The 16,091-nt window shown below is 67.0% G+C and carries 14 protein-coding genes; 7 read left to right on the top strand and 7 right to left on the bottom strand.

Annotated elements, in window-relative coordinates; genetic code table 11:
* The first annotated feature begins 43 nt into the window (after nucleotides 1–43).
* Genes hflX through VGK32_01340 form a run of 3 tightly spaced genes read left to right on the top strand, consistent with a single transcriptional unit; the run spans nucleotide 44 to nucleotide 3,223 of the window.
* A complete protein-coding gene (gene hflX / locus VGK32_01350; GenBank protein HEY3380379.1) occupies nucleotides 44–1,294 on the top strand; it encodes a GTPase HflX in 1,251 nt (416 codons plus the stop codon).
* A complete protein-coding gene (locus tag VGK32_01345; GenBank protein HEY3380378.1) occupies nucleotides 1,287–2,651 on the top strand; it encodes a tetratricopeptide repeat protein in 1,365 nt (454 codons plus the stop codon). Before hflX ends, VGK32_01345 begins: the two co-directional genes overlap by 8 nt.
* Entirely contained in the window at nucleotides 2,648–3,223 is a 576-nt protein-coding gene (locus VGK32_01340; protein HEY3380377.1) for a CDP-alcohol phosphatidyltransferase family protein, read from the top strand. Before VGK32_01345 ends, VGK32_01340 begins: the two co-directional genes overlap by 4 nt.
* Nucleotides 3,224–3,291: 68 nt before the next feature.
* Here the strand turns inward: VGK32_01340 and VGK32_01335 are convergent, their stop codons facing one another.
* Genes VGK32_01335 through VGK32_01305 form a run of 7 tightly spaced genes read right to left on the bottom strand, consistent with a single transcriptional unit; the run spans nucleotide 3,292 to nucleotide 11,175 of the window.
* Entirely contained in the window at nucleotides 3,292–4,242 is a 951-nt protein-coding gene (locus VGK32_01335) for a UDP-glucuronic acid decarboxylase family protein (protein HEY3380376.1), read from the bottom strand.
* Between the two features lie 8 nt (nucleotides 4,243–4,250).
* Nucleotides 4,251–5,687 (bottom strand): undecaprenyl-phosphate glucose phosphotransferase, encoded by a 1,437-nt coding sequence (locus VGK32_01330; protein ID HEY3380375.1) that lies wholly within the window; start codon nucleotides 5,685–5,687, stop codon nucleotides 4,251–4,253.
* The gene (locus VGK32_01325; protein HEY3380374.1) at nucleotides 5,681–6,811 is read right to left on the bottom strand and encodes a glycosyltransferase; all 1,131 of its coding nucleotides are present in this window, start codon (nucleotides 6,809–6,811) and stop codon (nucleotides 5,681–5,683) included. Before VGK32_01325 ends, VGK32_01330 begins: the two co-directional genes overlap by 7 nt.
* Nucleotides 6,808–7,935: a glycosyltransferase family 1 protein gene (locus tag VGK32_01320; GenBank protein ID HEY3380373.1), complete on the bottom strand. Its 1,128-nt coding sequence runs from the start codon at nucleotides 7,933–7,935 to the stop codon at nucleotides 6,808–6,810. The genes VGK32_01325 and VGK32_01320 overlap by 4 nt, the downstream gene beginning before the upstream one ends.
* Before the next feature lie 32 nt (nucleotides 7,936–7,967).
* Complete coding sequence (locus VGK32_01315) at nucleotides 7,968–8,813, bottom strand: glycosyltransferase family 2 protein (protein ID HEY3380372.1); 846 nt, start codon at nucleotides 8,811–8,813, stop codon at nucleotides 7,968–7,970.
* A complete protein-coding gene (locus tag VGK32_01310; GenBank protein HEY3380371.1) occupies nucleotides 8,810–9,937 on the bottom strand; it encodes a glycosyltransferase family 1 protein in 1,128 nt (375 codons plus the stop codon). The genes VGK32_01315 and VGK32_01310 overlap by 4 nt, the downstream gene beginning before the upstream one ends.
* Before the next feature lie 35 nt (nucleotides 9,938–9,972).
* Nucleotides 9,973–11,175 (bottom strand): glycosyltransferase family 1 protein, encoded by a 1,203-nt coding sequence (locus VGK32_01305; protein HEY3380370.1) that lies wholly within the window; start codon nucleotides 11,173–11,175, stop codon nucleotides 9,973–9,975.
* Between the two features lie 110 nt (nucleotides 11,176–11,285).
* On the opposite strand from VGK32_01305, the gene VGK32_01300 reads away from it, so the two are divergent.
* The 4 genes from VGK32_01300 to VGK32_01285 are packed head-to-tail and all read left to right on the top strand — an operon-like array spanning nucleotide 11,286 to nucleotide 16,060.
* The gene (locus VGK32_01300; protein ID HEY3380369.1) at nucleotides 11,286–12,581 is read left to right on the top strand and encodes a UDP-glucose/GDP-mannose dehydrogenase family protein; all 1,296 of its coding nucleotides are present in this window, start codon (nucleotides 11,286–11,288) and stop codon (nucleotides 12,579–12,581) included.
* Nucleotides 12,550–13,575, top strand: a complete 1,026-nt coding sequence (gene galE / locus VGK32_01295) for a UDP-glucose 4-epimerase GalE (protein ID HEY3380368.1) — start codon at nucleotides 12,550–12,552, stop codon at nucleotides 13,573–13,575. The genes VGK32_01300 and galE overlap by 32 nt, the downstream gene beginning before the upstream one ends.
* 35 nt (nucleotides 13,576–13,610) lie before the next feature.
* Nucleotides 13,611–14,297, top strand: a complete 687-nt coding sequence (locus VGK32_01290; protein HEY3380367.1) for a glycosyltransferase family 2 protein — start codon at nucleotides 13,611–13,613, stop codon at nucleotides 14,295–14,297.
* Nucleotides 14,294–16,060 (top strand): ABC transporter ATP-binding protein, encoded by a 1,767-nt coding sequence (locus VGK32_01285; GenBank protein ID HEY3380366.1) that lies wholly within the window; start codon nucleotides 14,294–14,296, stop codon nucleotides 16,058–16,060. The genes VGK32_01290 and VGK32_01285 overlap by 4 nt, the downstream gene beginning before the upstream one ends.
* Nucleotides 16,061–16,091: the final 31 nt, after the last annotated feature.

Genomic DNA, 16,091 nt, shown 5'->3' with positions numbered 1-16,091 from the left:
ACCCACATCTCAGCAACGACGCTCACGACCGCCCGCCGAGCGCGTGGCCCTGGTCGGACTGATCACCGGGCCGATCCGGCGGACCGACGCGGAGCGTTCGCTCGAGGAGTTGGCCGGGCTGGCGACGACGGCCGGCGGAGAGATCGTGCTCCGGGTCCTGCAGGAACGGGTGCGCCCCGACGCCGGCACGTTCCTCGGCAGCGGGAAACTGGCGTCGCTGGCGATCGCCTGCGATGAAACCGACGTGGATGTCGTCGTGTTCGACAACGAACTGTCGCCCGCGCAGGCGCGCCAGATTGAGTCCCGGCTAAGCCAGAAGGTGATCGATCGCACGCAGTTGATCCTCGATATCTTCGCGGGCCGCGCACGTACCAGGGAGGGGAAACTGCAGGTCGAGCTGGCGCAACTGAAGTACCTGATGCCCCGGCTGGTCGGTGGCAGCGACTGGTTGTCGCGCCTCGGCGGCGGCATCGGCACGCGCGGACCAGGCGAGACCAAGCTGGAGGCGGATCGCCGGAAGATCCGCCAGCGCATCACACACGTGAACGGGCAACTCGAAGAAGTGCGGCGCCGTCGCATGCAGCTTCGGGAACGGCGCCACAAGGCGTCGGTGCCAACCGTGGCGCTCGTCGGCTACACCAATGCCGGCAAGACCACGCTGTTCAACCTGCTCGCCGGGGAACGGGCCGCGGCATCAGACGCGCTGTTCGTCACGCTCGATCCGCTGGTGCGCCGCGTCCGGCTGGCCGACCAGCGCGAGCTGCTCGTGTCGGACACGGTGGGTTTCATCGACCGTCTGCCACACACGCTCGTTGCGGCGTTTCGCGCGACGCTCGAGGAGGTGGTGTCCGCCGACCTGCTGCTGCACGTCATCGACGCCGCGTCGCCGGGCATGGAGCACCGCATGGCGGCCGTGCGGCGCACGATCGAGGAGGTCGGAGCCGGTGAGGTGCGGACGATCGATGTCTACAACAAGTGCGACCTCATCGAGGAGGCTGAGCGCGATCGCCTGCTGCGCCGCGATCCCGACGCGATGTGCATCTCGGCCCACACTGGCCTTGGCCGCGGTGAACTCGTCGACACGCTCACCGTCCGGCTCGCGCTCGATGCCCGCCGCATCACGGTGACACTCGATCCGCGCCAGGACGATGACAGACAGATGCTCGCGCAGATCTATCGCTTCGGGCGCGTCAGGGAGCACGTCGAGCACGACGGCCTCGTCGCGATCGAGGCGGATGTCCCCAGGCGGCTGTGGGGCAGGCTCCGGGGACGGGGGGAGGCCTCGGATGCCTAGTGCGAGAGTTCGCCGGTGGACGACGCCGGCTGTCGCCTGTCTGCTGGCGGCGGCCTGGGCTTGTGCCCCGAAGCTGGCGCCGGCGCCCGTCGTGACGTCGCCACGGTATCCGGACTTCGTGTTCCCGGCATCGCCGCCGGAACTGGCGCGAGGCGAGTTGACGCTCCGGCAGCAGCGTGGCTGGCAGTTCCTGCAGGCGGGCGACATCCGTGGCGCGCGCCGCGAGTTCAACGCGGCCTTGAAGACCGATCCGTCGTTCTATCCCGCCGAGACCGGACTCGCGTACTCCAGCCTGGCCGATCGGGACTACGGTGACGCGGTCGGCCGGTTCGCCCGGGTGTTGCGTCGGGCGCCGTCCTACGTGCCGGCGCTCGTCGGCCGTGGCGACGCGCTGATGGCCGACGGGAAGGGCGATGAGGCGATCAAGTCGTTCCAGGCCGCGCTCGCCGCCGACCCGGCGCTTCCGGACGTCCGGCGGCGTCTCGACGTGCTGGCGTTCCGGAGCCAGCAGGAATCCCTGACGATCGCGCGCCAGGCCGCCGAGGCCGGGCGCAACGAGCAGGCGCTCGATGCCTACCAGCGTGCCATCGAGAGTTCGCCGGATAGTGCGTTTCTCTACAGGGAACTGGCCGCGGTCGAGCGGAGGCTCGGGAAGAGGGACGCGGCGCTCGGCCATCTGCGCAGAGCGGCGGCGCTCGATCCGTCCGATGCCCGGTCGCTCACCCAGATGGCTGAACTGCTGGAAGAGTCGGGTGACTTCTCCGCGGCGGCGGACGCCTACTCGAAGGCCCAGGCAGTGGATCCGAGTGACGAACTGGCGGCGAGAGCGAGCCGGGCGCGTGCGCGCGCCGACCAGGGGCGGCTGCCCGAGGAGTACCGCGCGATACCCGGCGCTGCGCAGGTGACACGCGGCGAGCTGGCCGCACTCATCGGTGTGCGGCTCTCGGCGCTGATCCAGACCGCCACGCGGCACGAGATGACGGTCGTGACGGACGTTCGGGGCCACTGGGCCGCCGCCTGGATCATGACAGTCGTCCGCGCCGGCGTGATGGAGCCGTATCCCAATCACACGTTCGCGCCGCGTGGCCTCGTGCGTCGTCTGGACCTTGCGCAGGTCGTGAATCGGGTCCTGACCCTGATCGCCGTCAGACGGCCAGGGCTGTCGCGCCAGTGGCAGGCGGCGCCGTCGCGAATTGGTGACATCCCCGTTGGCCACCTGGGTTATCCTGCTGCCAACATGGCGGTGGCCGCCGACGTGATGCCGCTCGTCGACGGCGGCAATTTCCGTCCCGCCCGGCTGGTGACCGGCGCGGAGGCGATCGATGTGGTCGGACGCCTCGAGGTACTCTCACGATGACGAGACTGACGCTGGCCAACCAGCTCACGCTCCTGCGAATGCTGTTGATTCCGGCGTTCGTCATTCTCGTGGTGTATGGCCGGCCAGGCTGGGCACTCGTCGTGTTCGGCGTCGCCGGGATCACCGACGGGCTGGACGGCCTCATCGCCCGACGAACCGGTCAGAAGACGAGTCTCGGCGCCTTCCTCGACCCGATGGCGGACAAGTTGCTGCTCGTCACCACCTTCATCGTGTTGACCGTGCCCGGGACGGACCTGGTGAATCGATTCCCCCTGTGGCTCACGATTCTGATCATCAGCCGCGATGTCGTGATCGTGCTGACGGTGGCCATCGTGACGATCGTGATGGGGCCGAGGACGTTCCGTCCGTCGCTCTACGGGAAGGCGGCCACGGCGGTCTACCTGGTGTCGTGTGTGGTGGTGATGTGGTTCAACTACCTGGGGCGGCCTTCGGTGCTGGTGGACGCCGGCATCTGGACGTCGTGCGGCATCACCCTGATCTCCGGGTTCCACTACATCGCCCACGCGTCCCGGATCATCAACGAGAGGTCCTCATCGTCAGGGACATCCTGAGCGAGGAACGGACGGACGTCCTCCGTGGGGCGTTCCGCGTTCTCCGCCCGGCGTTCGGACGTTGAGGATCAGCTGCCCGCCAGGCCGAGTTTCTTCCGGAAGTACTCGATTGTCTGCGCCAGCCCCACTTCGGCCGACACTTTCGGTTCCCAGCCCAGCAGCGTTCGCGCCTTCGTGACGTCTGGCTGTCGCACCTTCGGATCATCGGTGGGCAACGGACGGTTGACGAGCCGGCTCGTGGACCCGGTCAACTGGATGATCAGCCGCGCGATCTCCTCGACCGTCATCTCGCGCGGGTTGCCGATGTTGACCGGTTCGTTCAGGTCGGACGTCATCAGGCGGATGACGCCGTCCACGAGGTCGGTGATGTAGGTGAGGCTGCGCGTCTGCCGGCCGTCGCCGAAGATCGTGATGTCCTCGCCGCGGAGTGCCTGCGAGATGAACGTGGGAACGGCGCGCCCGTCGTTCACGCGCATCCGGGGCCCAAACGTGTTGAAGATGCGGACGATCTTGGCATCCACCCCGTGGTAGCGGTGGTAGGCAACCGTCATCGCCTCGGCGAACCGCTTGGCCTCGTCGTAGACGCCGCGCGGGCCGATCGGGTTGACGTTGCCCCAGTACGTTTCGCGCTGCGGATGCTCGAGCGGGTCGCCGTACACCTCCGAGGTGGAGGCCAGGACGAAGCGGGCGTTCTTCGCCTTCGCGAGGCCGAGTGCCTTGTGCGTGCCCAGCGCGCCGACCTTCAGCGTGGGGATCGGAAGTTCGAGGTAGTCGATTGGACTCGCCGGGCTCGCCCAGTGCAGGACCACGTCAACCGGGCCGTCGATGTAGATGTAGTTCGTGACGTCGTGCTTGATGAACAGGAAGTCCCGGTTCGCCAGGTGCGCCACGTTGGCGATGTCACCGGTGAGCAGGTTGTCGATGCCCACGATCGAGTAGCCCAGGTCGAGCAGGCTTTCGGCGAGGTGCGAGCCGATGAAGCCGGCCGCACCCGTGATGACCACGCGTGGTTTGCTCATGGAGTCTCTCAGTAGGCGTGCTTGAAGAGGCCTTTCACCAGGGTGAGCCACATGATCTTGAGATCGAGGCGCAACGACCAGTTTCCGATGTAGTAGAGGTCGTACTCGATGCGCTTCTCGAGCGAGGTGTTGCCGCGCCAGCCGTTGACCTGCGCCCACCCGGTGATGCCCGACCGAACCTTGTGCCGCAGCATGTACTGGGGGTACTGCTGCTTGAACTGCTCGACGAAGTACGGCCGTTCCGGCCTGGGGCCGACGAGCGACATGTCGCCCTTCAGCACGTTCCAGATCTGCGGCAGTTCATCGAGATCGAACCTCCGGAGGATGCGCCCAAGCGGTGTGCAGCGTGGATCGTCTTCGCTCGCCCAGACCGGCCCCGTCTCCTTTTCCGCGTCCAGGTACATCGAGCGGAACTTGAACACGGTGAACGCCCGTCCGTCCAACCCCATTCGGATCTGCCGGTAGAATACCGGCCCGGTCGACGTCAGCCGGATGACGAACGCGATGAAACCGAGCGGCGCGGCCAGCACGAAGAGCGCCAGTGCCGACAAGGCGATGTCCACGCTCCGCTTCAGGACGCTGTTGAGTCCCTGAAGCGGCACGTCGTTGATGTTGATGATCGGGACGCCGTCGAGTTCCTCCAGGCGCGTGCGCAGCGCGATGAACTGCAGGAGGTCCGGCACGACCTTGATGTCCACGCCTTCGCGGCCGGCGTCCTCGATGACCTGCACGACCTTCCCGTGCTCGTCGAGCGGGAGGGCGACATAGAGGTGATCGATCCGCTCTCGTACGACCAGTTCCCCGGCCTCGGCCAGGGTGCCGAGCAGCGGCAGGCCCCGGTAGCCCAGATGATCGCCGCCCGCGCGATCGTCGATGAACCCGACAATCTGGAAGCCGAGTTCCCGGTGCTCGAGGATGCGGTCGGCCAGAAGGCGCCCGAGCTCGCCGGCGCCCGCGATCAGGACCCTCTTCAGGCCGATGCCCGCGCGCCACCGCCGTTCGAGCGCCTGACGCACCAGTTCGCGGGACCCGAAGGTCAGCGAGGTGTTCAGGACGAGGAACAACGCCCACACGATCTGCGACACTTCGAGCGCGCCCCGCAGTTTCAGCGCGTCGCTGACGTAGTACGCCTGGAAATACAGGGTGAGGGCGACGCCGAAGACCACCGACAGGATGCTGCCGACAAAAACGGCAAAGAAGTCATCCACCCGCGAGCGCCCACGGCGCAGCCGGTAGAGACCCTGCAGGTAGTACGCGAAGGCGACCGCGGCTGCCACGAGCGGCAGCAGGTTCACATACTGCCGGAAGGGCGGGAACCCCTTGAAGACCGGCAGCAGGCCGCTCTCGAACCGGATCGCATACGCCAGAACGAACGCCAGGCAGGCCAGCGCCGCGTCGGAGACGACGTAGAACGCCGCCAGGAGGCGATTGTACCGTTTTACCATGACACCTCATGCTGAGGGGCGTCGAGCATCTGGTTGATGGCGGTGCGCATCTCGGCCGCGAACCGCGGACGGGCGAACGCCTCGGCGTGCCTCCGGATGGCCACCGAATCGAACGACGTGTCGAGCGCGCGCCTGATCCCGTCGGCGAACGCATCCACGGACCCATCGTCCACGAGGATGCCGGTCGCCTGGTTCACCACCGTCTCCATCGCTCCGCCGCGGCCAAGGGCCACGACCGGCCGGCCGCAGGCCTGCGCTTCCACGGGAACCAGGCCAAAGTCCTCTTCGCCGGGGAGCAGCACCACGCCGGCTTCGCGATACCGCGCCCGGATCTCCTCATCGCGGCAGGCACCGAGAAACTCCACCCCGGGTCCCGCCTGCTGGCGGAGACGCGACAACTCCGGCCCGTGGCCGACGATCCTCAACGGCACACCGGCCCGCTCGCACGCGGCGATTGCCACATCCACCCGCTTGTACGGGACGAGCGCCGACACCACGAGTGCGGTCGCTGTGGTCTGGGTGCCGTCCGGGCAGAAGAAGTCGGTGTCCACCGGTGGATATATCACGATTGCCCGACGATTATAGTATCGCGCGATCCTCCGCGCAACGTGCTGTGAATTCGCGACATAGCGGTCCACGCGGCGTGCCGTCGCGGCGTCCCAACGCGCCAGCCAGGCGAGCACGGGCCGCAGTGCGGCGCTTCGCACGGGCCCGAGCCGCTGCGGCCCGAAATAGGCATCCCGCTGGTCCCAGACGTACCGCATCGGCGTGTGGCAGTAACAAATGTGGCGCGCCCGCCCGGGCCGGACCACCGACTTCGCCGCGCAGTGGCTGGTGCTGATGACCAGGTCGAACTCGTCGAGATCGATCTGCTCGATTGCCGTCGGGAAGACCGGGAGGAGATGCCGATAGAAACGGCCGACCGCAGGCAGACGCGACAGGATGGATGCCTTCGGATGAAGCCGCTCGATGGTCCACGAGACCGACCCGCGCACGTGGACGAGCGTGAACAGCGACGCCTGCGGGTACAACTCGCACAGCACCTCGAGGACTTTCTCGCCGCCCCTCATGCCGGTCAGCCAGTCGTGAACGAGCGCGACGCGCAGTTCCCCCGGGTGGCTCATATCGGGTGGACCTGCTCCATCACCTCGCCGTACACGTCCCTGATTCGCCGAACCGACTGCGCCCATGAGAACTCTCGTGCCCGAGCCATACCGCGGACGCGGAGTTCGGCGCGCAGCTGCTCGTCCTGAAGCGCCTGGCGCATCCCGTCGGCAATCGACGCCGGGTCGTACGGATCGACGAGGATGGCCGCGTCGCCCACCACCTCCGGCAGAGACGAGATGTTGGACGTGACGACTGGCGTTCCGAAGTACATCGCCTCGAGCGGTGGCAGACCAAAGCCCTCGTAAAGCGAAGGAAACACGAACACGCGGGCGAGGCGATAGAGAACGGCCAGCGTCTCGAGCGGCACGAATCCCAGAAAGCGGACGTGCTTGTGGAGCTTCAGCCGGTGGACGGCCCGGCGCAGACCCTGATACCTCGAGATCTCGTCGCCGATGATCACCAGTTTGAGCGACTCGAAGGCCGCGTCCTTCCGCAGTTCGTGGAATGCGTGGATGAGCCGCTCGAGGTTCTTGTGCGGTTTGATGTTGCCGACGTAGAGCGCGAACGGATCGTTGAGCTGGTAGCGCGCCTTGACCCGCTCGACATCCTCCTCGACCGGCGGGACGGCGAGCCGCTCGTCGATGGCGTTGTAGACCACCGTCACCTTGTCGGCCGGCACACGAAAGCGACGGAGAATATCGAGCTTGGACGTCTCCGAGACCGTCAGGATGCGATCCGAGCGATGGGCGGCCATCCACAATTGGCCTCGCGCGTAAGCGTGTGCGAGCCGTCCCGGCAGGTACTCCGGAAACATCAGGTGGATGCAGTCGTGGATCGTGACAACCGAGCGGCAATGCACCAGCGGGGGCAACACGTAGTGAGGCGCGTGGAAGAGGTCGATCCGTTCGCGACGCAGCGCAATCGGAACGTGAACCTGCTCGGCGATCGAGTAGGGCCCGGAATCCTCCACCACGGCACGGAAGTTCGGGCCAACCAGGCCGACGCGGTCTCGATCCTGTCTGCGGCAGAGCAGGACGTACTCCGTGTCGTGGTCGATGAACGCGAGATAGCGAACGAGGTTCCGGATGTAGGTCCCGATCCCGAAATCGTGATACTTCCGGACGTCGATGGCAATTCGCACAGCGTCATGATAGCGGACAGCCGCCGGAGTGACTACTGTCCCGCTTCGCCGGGTCCGATTTGAGGCGGCAGCGCCCCCTTCGCCCGGAGGTAGACGCGCAGCATCGGATACCAGCGAGGATGGTGCTTCGCGTAGAAGGCGAGGTGGCTCCGCCGATACGCAATCTCCGCCGGTCCGGGTGCGTGCGCCCGGGACCGCCCGCGGAGATGCCGGATTTCAGCCTCCGGGGTGAAGCGCACCCGGCGGCCCGTCTGCCGCACCGAAGCGCAGAAATCGATGTCCTCCGTGTAGAGAAAGAACCGCTCGTCGAGCAGGCCCACCGCCTCGGCGTCCTGCCGCCGGACCAGCAGGCATGCTCCGCTCACCCAGTCCACGACATGGGCGGTCCGCACCTGCCGCGCGACAAAGCGTCGAACGAACCCGACGCCGGCATCGTAGAGCCGACCGAGTGTCTTCTGGCGGAGTTCGTTCCACGGGCTCATCATCCGGCCGAACGAGATTTCCGGCACTCCTGCCGCATCGACCAGCCTGGGCCCGACAATGGCCGTGTCGGGCAGCCCCCGCAGGACGGCGACCAACCGATCGATGACGCCGGGCGCGACAAGGGTGTCGCTGTTCAACAGGAGGATGAACTCGCTACGCGTGGCGCGAATCCCGATGTTGTTGGCCCGCGAGAACCCGAGGTTGCCGCCGGCATCGATGGCGGTCACCCGCGGCCACTGCTCGCGGACAGCCGCGAGGCTGCCGTCGGCCGACCCGTTGTCCACGACCACGACCTCGTGCGTGACCTGGGGCGGAGGCGCCAGGAGCGATTCGAGCATCCGGAGCAGGTCGGCCTTCGCGTTGTAACTGACAACGATGATGGCCAGGTCCGTCATCGGGCCGACTCCACCAGGGCCTGCAACGTGTGACGGGCCGTGCGCTCCCAGGAATACCGCTCGAGGACGCCGGGTGCGCGGGCCAGTGCGGCCGCCCGACTGGTGGCGTCGAAGAGCAGCGCCTCCAGCGCAGACGCCGTCGCCGCGACATCCGTCGTCGTGACATAGCGGGCGGCGTCGCCGTAGACCTCGCGCGCGACAGGGGTGTCGCCGACGAGAATCGGCACGCCGCGCACCAGGGCCTCGAGCGGCGTCAGGCCGAAGCCCTCGTAGTCCGACAGGAACGCGAACACGCCGGCCCGCTCGTACAGGTCGGTCAGGACCTCGTCCGAGACGTAGTCGCGCAGGGTGGTGCGTCCGGACGCGCCCGCCTCGGAGGCAATCGACTGCAGATCCTCGAACGGGAACGTGCGATTGTCGCCAACGATCTCGAGGCGAAGATCGGGATGGTGCGCCGCAACCCGTGCCACGGCCTGGATCAGGACCGGCACGTGCCGGCGATTGAAGATCGACCCGACGTACAGCACCAGCGGATCATGAGGTCCTGCGGCCGACGACGACCGCGGGTGTGCCTGGATACCACCCTTCCGCGGTTCTGGCAATCCGTGCGGCAGAACCCGGACGCGCTCGGCCGCGATGCCGAGCCACTGCACGATTTCGTCCCGCGAGAACTGCGAGACGGTCAGGATGCACCGCGCCCGGCGCGCGGATAGGGTTGTGACGAGTCGTCGCCTCAATCGCATCCGGAGTGGAAACCACTCCGGGTGCGCGAGGAACGACAGGTCGTGCAGCGTCAGCACGAGCGGCATCGGAACCAGGAGCGGTCCGGTGTAGGCAGGTGCAAAGAAGACGTCCGGCCGCTCTCTCCACACCGCGGCCGTCAGCCGCACCTGTTCCCACCAGGTTCCGCTGCCGCCTTTCACATTCCGCACCGTGACATCGAGCGGCGAGTCCGCCAGGCGCGCGAGCGCGCCGCTGCGGGGTTCACCGGTCGGCGTGTAGAGGACATACGTGTGCGGGGCGGCCTCCGGCAGGGTGCCCCAGGCCGTCAGCAATTGCGACAGGTATCGGCCCACACCCGTTGGCCGGCCGCACAGTTCCCTCGCGTCGATGCCGATACGCATGCGGTTATCTGGGTATGACGGGTTCGTTCCGGCTGTCAGACTTCGTCGTTGGCCGGATGGATCCGCCGGTTCCGCGCCTCGATGGCCCGTTCGTAGGCGGTGCGGGTCAAGGCGGCCGTCTGGGTCCACGAAAAGGCTCGCGCCCGCTGCAGGCCGTCCTCACCCAGCCGTGGCGCCAACCCGGGCTCGTGGAGCACCCTGTCCATGGCGTGAGCCAGCCCGAGGTGGTCGTCCGGATCGACGAGCAGCGCCGCGCCGCCGGCCACCTCCGGGATCGCTCCGCGATTGGAAGCGACGACCGGAACGCCGAGCGACATCGCCTCGACAACCGTCAGACCGAATCCTTCGTCGAACGAGGGCAGCACGAGCATCCGCGCGCCAGCATACACCGCACGGCGGGCGCGATCCTCGACGTACCCGCGGTATTCGACGCGGCCGGCCAGCGGCGGCCGGGCGATCGCGTCCAGCCACTCCTGGGCCGCCGGCGTCCGTCCACCGGCCAGCACCAGGGGGGGCGTATCCGGGTGGTCGGCGCACAACTGCGCGTAGGCCGCGAGAAGGCCACTCACGTTCTTGCGCGGCTCCAGGGTGCCGACAAACAGCAGGTAGCGTCCTCCCGCGTTGCCGGGCGGCACCGGGTCGCCTTCTGATGCCCAGCGCGGTCCGCCGTTCGGGCACACGCTGATGCGCTCGGCCGGCACGCCCAAGTGTTCGGTGACCAGCCGGGCCACGTGGTGGGAGACGACCACGATGCCGTCGGCCAGATGCGCATGCCTGGCCACCAGTCCCGGGTAATCGCGGCGAATCTCGGCGGTGGTTCGATCGAAGTTTCTCAGGAAATCGAGGTCGTGAATCGTGACCACGCGCGCGGCACGCCGGCTGGGGAGCAGCAGCGGATGAGGCGAGTGAACGACGTCGTAACTGCGGCCGGTCAGCCATTCGACCGGCGGCCAGAGGAGGCGGTGCCAGGCGAAGTTCAGCAGTTGGACGGGAAACCGCCGGTCAACGACGGTGGCTGGTTCGAGGTCAGCCACGGCGCCACGAGACGGCCGGTCCCTCCACGAGCTCGTGAAGACCTCGACGTCGTCGAAATTGGTGGAGGCGCGGCGATCACCGGCGCGGCGCTCGGTGGAGCGGTCGACGCGTTGGATGGCAAGACTCCGGGCGAGTTGATGGACGTACTCACCGACACCCGAGCGCTGGCGGAGCGCGGGCCGGTAGTCGAGCAGGATGCGCACGGTCCGAACGCTACCGCGACGCGGGGTCAAGCGCAAGTGTTAAGTGCTTGTCCATCAGTATCTTGACACGTTTCTGCCGATGTGTTAACGTCGCGGCTTTTGGGGGTCGGATGAAGCTCGCAGTGATCGGTACGGGATATGTCGGCTTGGTGGCGGGCGCGTGTTTTGCCGAGAACGGCAACGACGTCACCTGCGTCGACAAGGATGAGGCCAAGCTGCGGGTCCTGCGGCGGGGCAAGATCCCGATCTTCGAGCCGGGCCTGGAGGAGTTGGTCCGTCGCAACCGGGCCGAGGGCCGTCTGAAGTTCACCAGTCAGGTCGCGACGGCCGTCCGGGCGTCGAGCATCATCTTCATCGCGGTCGGAACGCCTCAGGGTGAGGACGGGTCGGCCGACCTCCAGCACGTGCTTGGCGTGGCGCGCGACATCGCGCGGGCGATGAATGGCTACAAGGTCATCGTGGACAAGAGCACGGTGCCCGTGGGGACCTCCGAGCGCGTGCGCGAGATCATCAGGCGCGAAACCACCCATCCGTTCTCGGTGGTCAGCAACCCGGAATTCCTGAAGCAGGGCGCTGCCGTCGATGACTTCATGAAACCGGACCGCGTCGTCATCGGCGCCGAGGATCCGCGAGCGACCCAGATGATGACCGAGCTCTACGCCCCGTTCACGCGGACGGGGGCACCGATCATGGTGATGGACTGCGCCAGCGCGGAGTTGTGCAAGTACGCGGCGAACGCCATGCTCGCCACGAAGATCTCGTTCATGAACGAGGTGGCGCGCGTCTGTGAGTTGTACGGGGCGGACATCGAACAGGTGCGGCGGGCCGTGGGATCGGATCGGCGGATTGGGCCGGCGTTCCTCTTCCCGGGCGTCGGGTATGGTGGCAGTTGCTTCCCCAAGGACGTGCAGGCCATTCTGAAGTTCTCGGCCGACAAGGAGTACCGCTTCGAGATCCTCGACGCGGTCGAACGGGTGAACCGCCAGCAGAAAGCCCTGCTGGTCGTGAAGATGCAGAAGCACTTCGGCTCGATCGACGGCAAGACCATCGCGCTCTGGGGGCTGTCGTTCAAGCCCAAGACTGACGACATGCGCGAGGCGCCCGCGATTACGATCGTCGAGAAACTCCTCGAAGCCGGGGCGAAGGTGAGGGCGTACGACCCGGAGGCGATGAAGATCGCGAAATCCATCTTCGGCAGCCGCGTCACGTTCGTGGACAAGAGCTACGACGCGCTGGTCGGTGCCGATGCGCTGGCGCTCGTGACCGAATGGAACGAGTTCCGGGAGCCGGATTTTGCGAAGATGCGGAAGCTCATGCGGACGCCGGTGGTCTTCGACGGCCGGAACATCTACAATCGCGAGCAGATGAAAGCGGATGGGTTCACGTACTTTGCAGTCGGACGCTGAGGTGGGCGCCGTCCTCGTCACCGGGGGAGCGGGCTACATCGGCAGTCACGCGGCCAAGGTCCTGCGGGCGCACGGCCGTCGCGTGGTGATCTACGACAATCTGTCCGAGGGACATCGCGCGGCCGCCCTCGGCGCCCCGCTGGTGGTTGGCGACACGCACGACGTGGGGCTGCTGCGCTCGGTGATCGCCGAGCATCGCATCGGCGCCGTGATGCACTTCGCGGCCTGGGCCGCGGTCGGCGAGTCGGTGCGTGACCCCTCGGGCTACTACCGGAACAACGTGGAGGGCACGCTCTCGGTCCTGCGCGCGATGGCCGAGGAGCACGTGCCGACCTTCATCTTCTCGTCCACGGCGGCGGTGTTCGGCGAGCCGGAGACGGTGCCGATCACGGAATTGCATCCGACGCGCCCCATCAACGCGTACGGCGAGACGAAGCTGACGATCGAGCGGGCCCTCCCGCACTTCGAGCGGGCCTACGGAATCCACTCGGTGTGCCTGCGCTATTTCAACGCGGCAGGCGCCGATCCGGACGGGGAGTTGGGAGAGGATCACCACCCGGAGCGCCACCTGATTCCGCTGGCGCTCGACGCGGTGGCAGGCGGCGCACCGCTCCAGGTGTTCGGCGACGACTACCCGACGCCCGATGGCACCTGTCTGCGCGACTATATCCACGTGACGGATCTCGCGCAGGCTCACGTGCTGGCGCTCGGGGCGCTCGAGCGGGCCCCGCGGTCGACTGTCTACAACCTGGGGAACGGCCGGCCCTACTCGGTGAAGGAAGTGCTGACGACGGTCGAGCACGTCACGGGTCAGCCGGTGCCGCACACGCTGGTGGCGCGGCGAGCCGGCGACCCGGCAGTGCTGTACGCGTCGAGCGCGCGGATTCAGAAGGAACTTGGCTGGTCGCCGAGGTTCGGCGATCTTTCGGTCATCATCGAGACGGCATGGCAATGGCGACACTCGCACCCTCTGAAGTTCCAGGACCCACGGTAAGTCCGCGGCCCTCGGCAACCTTTCGCGGCATCCTGGTGGACCCGCTGTTGTCGGTCGTGATGCCGGTCTACAACGAGCGAGAGACGATCGAGGAGATCGTGCGCCGCGTGCTCGCCGTCCCGGTCCGGGTCCAGCTCATCGTCGTGGACGACGGGTCGAAGGACGGGACACGTGACATCCTCACGACGCTGCGCCGCGAGCTCGGGTTCGAGTTGATCTTCCAGGAACGCAACCAGGGCAAGGGCGCGGCGCTCCGGCGCGGGTTCAGCGAGGTCAAGGGCGACCTGGTGGTGATTCAGGATGCGGACCTGGAGTACTCGCCCGAAGAGTATCCGCAACTCATCGAGCTGATCTGCCAGGGACGCGCAGACGTCGTCTACGGGTCGCGGTTCCTCGGGCGTCATCGAGTGTTCATGTTCTCGCACTACCTGGGGAACCTGCTGATGACGTTCGTCACGAATGTGCTCTACAACACGATGCTGACCGACATGGAGACCTGCTACAAGGTCATGCGGTCGGAGATCGCGCACGGGCTGAATCTGAAGTCGAACGGATTCGGCATCGAGCCCGAGATGACGGCGAAGATCTTCAAGCGCGGCTACCGGGTCTACGAGATCCCGATCACGTACGACGGCCGCGGCTATGACCAGGGCAAGAAAATCACCTGGCGCGACGGCGTGGTCGCGCTCTGGGTGCTTCTCAGGTTCCGGTTCCGCGATTGAACTCGCTCCTTCGACTCTTCCGCTTCTCCGCCCCCTATCGCGGCCGCTTGATGGCGGCGTTCTTCTGGATGGTCCTGTACGCGATCGGCTCCGCCGGCCTGGCGTACATGATCAAGGACGTCTTCGACAAGGTCCTGGCGAGCGGTGCCGGCCTCGGCATGGTCGCGGCGGCGGTCATCGGCGCGAACCTCCTGAAGGGCGTCGGCGGCTACTTCTCGTCCTACCTCATGGCCGATGTGGGGCAGCGCGTCGTGATGGACGTGCGCAACGCGCTCTACCGCCACATCCTGAACCAGTCGGCCGCCTTCTTCGCGCGACGGACCTCCGGGCAGTTGATGTCGCGGATCACCAACGACGTCGGGCAGGTCCAGCAGGCGGTGTCCGAGACGATCGGAGACCTGCTGCGCGAGTCGCTGGCGCTCGTCGGCTACCTCGTCCTCCTGTTCTCGATCGACGCGCGGCTCGCGCTCGTGTTCCTGACGGGCGCGCCGCTGGTCGTCTATCCGCTCGTCCGCCTCGGGCAGCGCCTTCGCAAGACGACGCGGCGGAGTCAGGAGGAACTCGAGAACCTGTCCCACGTGAGCGCAGAGGCGTTCACCGGCCACCGGATCGTGAAGGCCTTCGGGACCGAGGCCCATGAGGCCGGCCGTTTTGCGCGCGCCGCGGATCGACTGTTCCGGGCCAACATGAAGGTCACGGCTGCCCTGTCGGTGTTGCCCCCCGTCATGGAGTTCCTGGGCGGCATCGGCATGGCGGGGGCGCTGTGGTACGGCGCGAAGGAAATCGCGAACGGGCAGCTCACGGCGGGCGAGTTCACGTCGTTCATCGCCGCGTTGTTCCTGATGTACGGCCCGGCGAAGAAGCTGAGCCGCGTGAACGCGAACCTCCAGCAGACGATGGCGGCGTCGGAGCGGATCTTCGAGATCCTGGACCAGCACTCCGAGGTCGTCGAGCGGCCGGGAGCCGTGCCACTGCGGCGCCTGTCACGCGGAATCACGTTCGACAACGTCGGCTTCGGCTACGAGGACGACCACGGCCGCAAAATCCTGCGAGGCGTGTCGCTCGAGGTGCCGGCGGGCGAGATGGTGGCGATCGTCGGCCGGAGCGGCGCGGGCAAAACGACGCTCGTCAACCTGCTGCCCCGGTTCTACGACGTCACAGCCGGGGCCATCCTAATCGACGGCGTCGATATTCGGGACGTGACGCTCGCGTCGCTTCGAGCCCAGATTGGCATCGTCACCCAGGAGACGGTGCTCTTCGACGACACCATCTCGGGTAACATCGCGTACGGATCGCCAGACGCCAGCCCGAAGGCGATAGAGGCGGCGGCGCGGTCGGCACACGCGCACGACTTCATCGTCGGGTTGCGGAACGGATACAAGACCTTCATCGGCGAGCGGGGCCAGCGGCTGTCGGGCGGGCAGCGGCAGCGCCTGGCGATTGCCCGTGCGCTGCTCAAGAACTCGCCGATCCTGATCCTCGACGAGGCCACGTCCTCGCTCGATGCCGAGTCCGAACACCTGGTGCAGGAGGCGCTGGCCAACCTCATGGCCAACCGTACCGCCATCGTGATTGCGCATCGGCTGTCAACCGTGCGGCGCGCGAAACACATCATCGTCCTCGAACGCGGCCGGGTGGTCGAGATGGGACGCCACGAGGAGTTGCTGGCACGTCCGGGCGGCGCATACGCGAAACTGTACGCGATGCAGATCGTGGCCGGGCGCCGTGCCCTCGCCGTGCCCGTCGCACAGCTCAACGAGTAGGCCCGGCCGCGCGGACGCTCGCCGGCAGATT

Source organism: Vicinamibacterales bacterium (assembly GCA_036504215.1).
GTDB lineage: Bacteria > Acidobacteriota > Vicinamibacteria > Vicinamibacterales > Fen-181 > FEN-299.
Note: the sequence above shows the minus strand (reverse complement) of the source record. Positions and strands in the feature narration are given on the sequence as shown.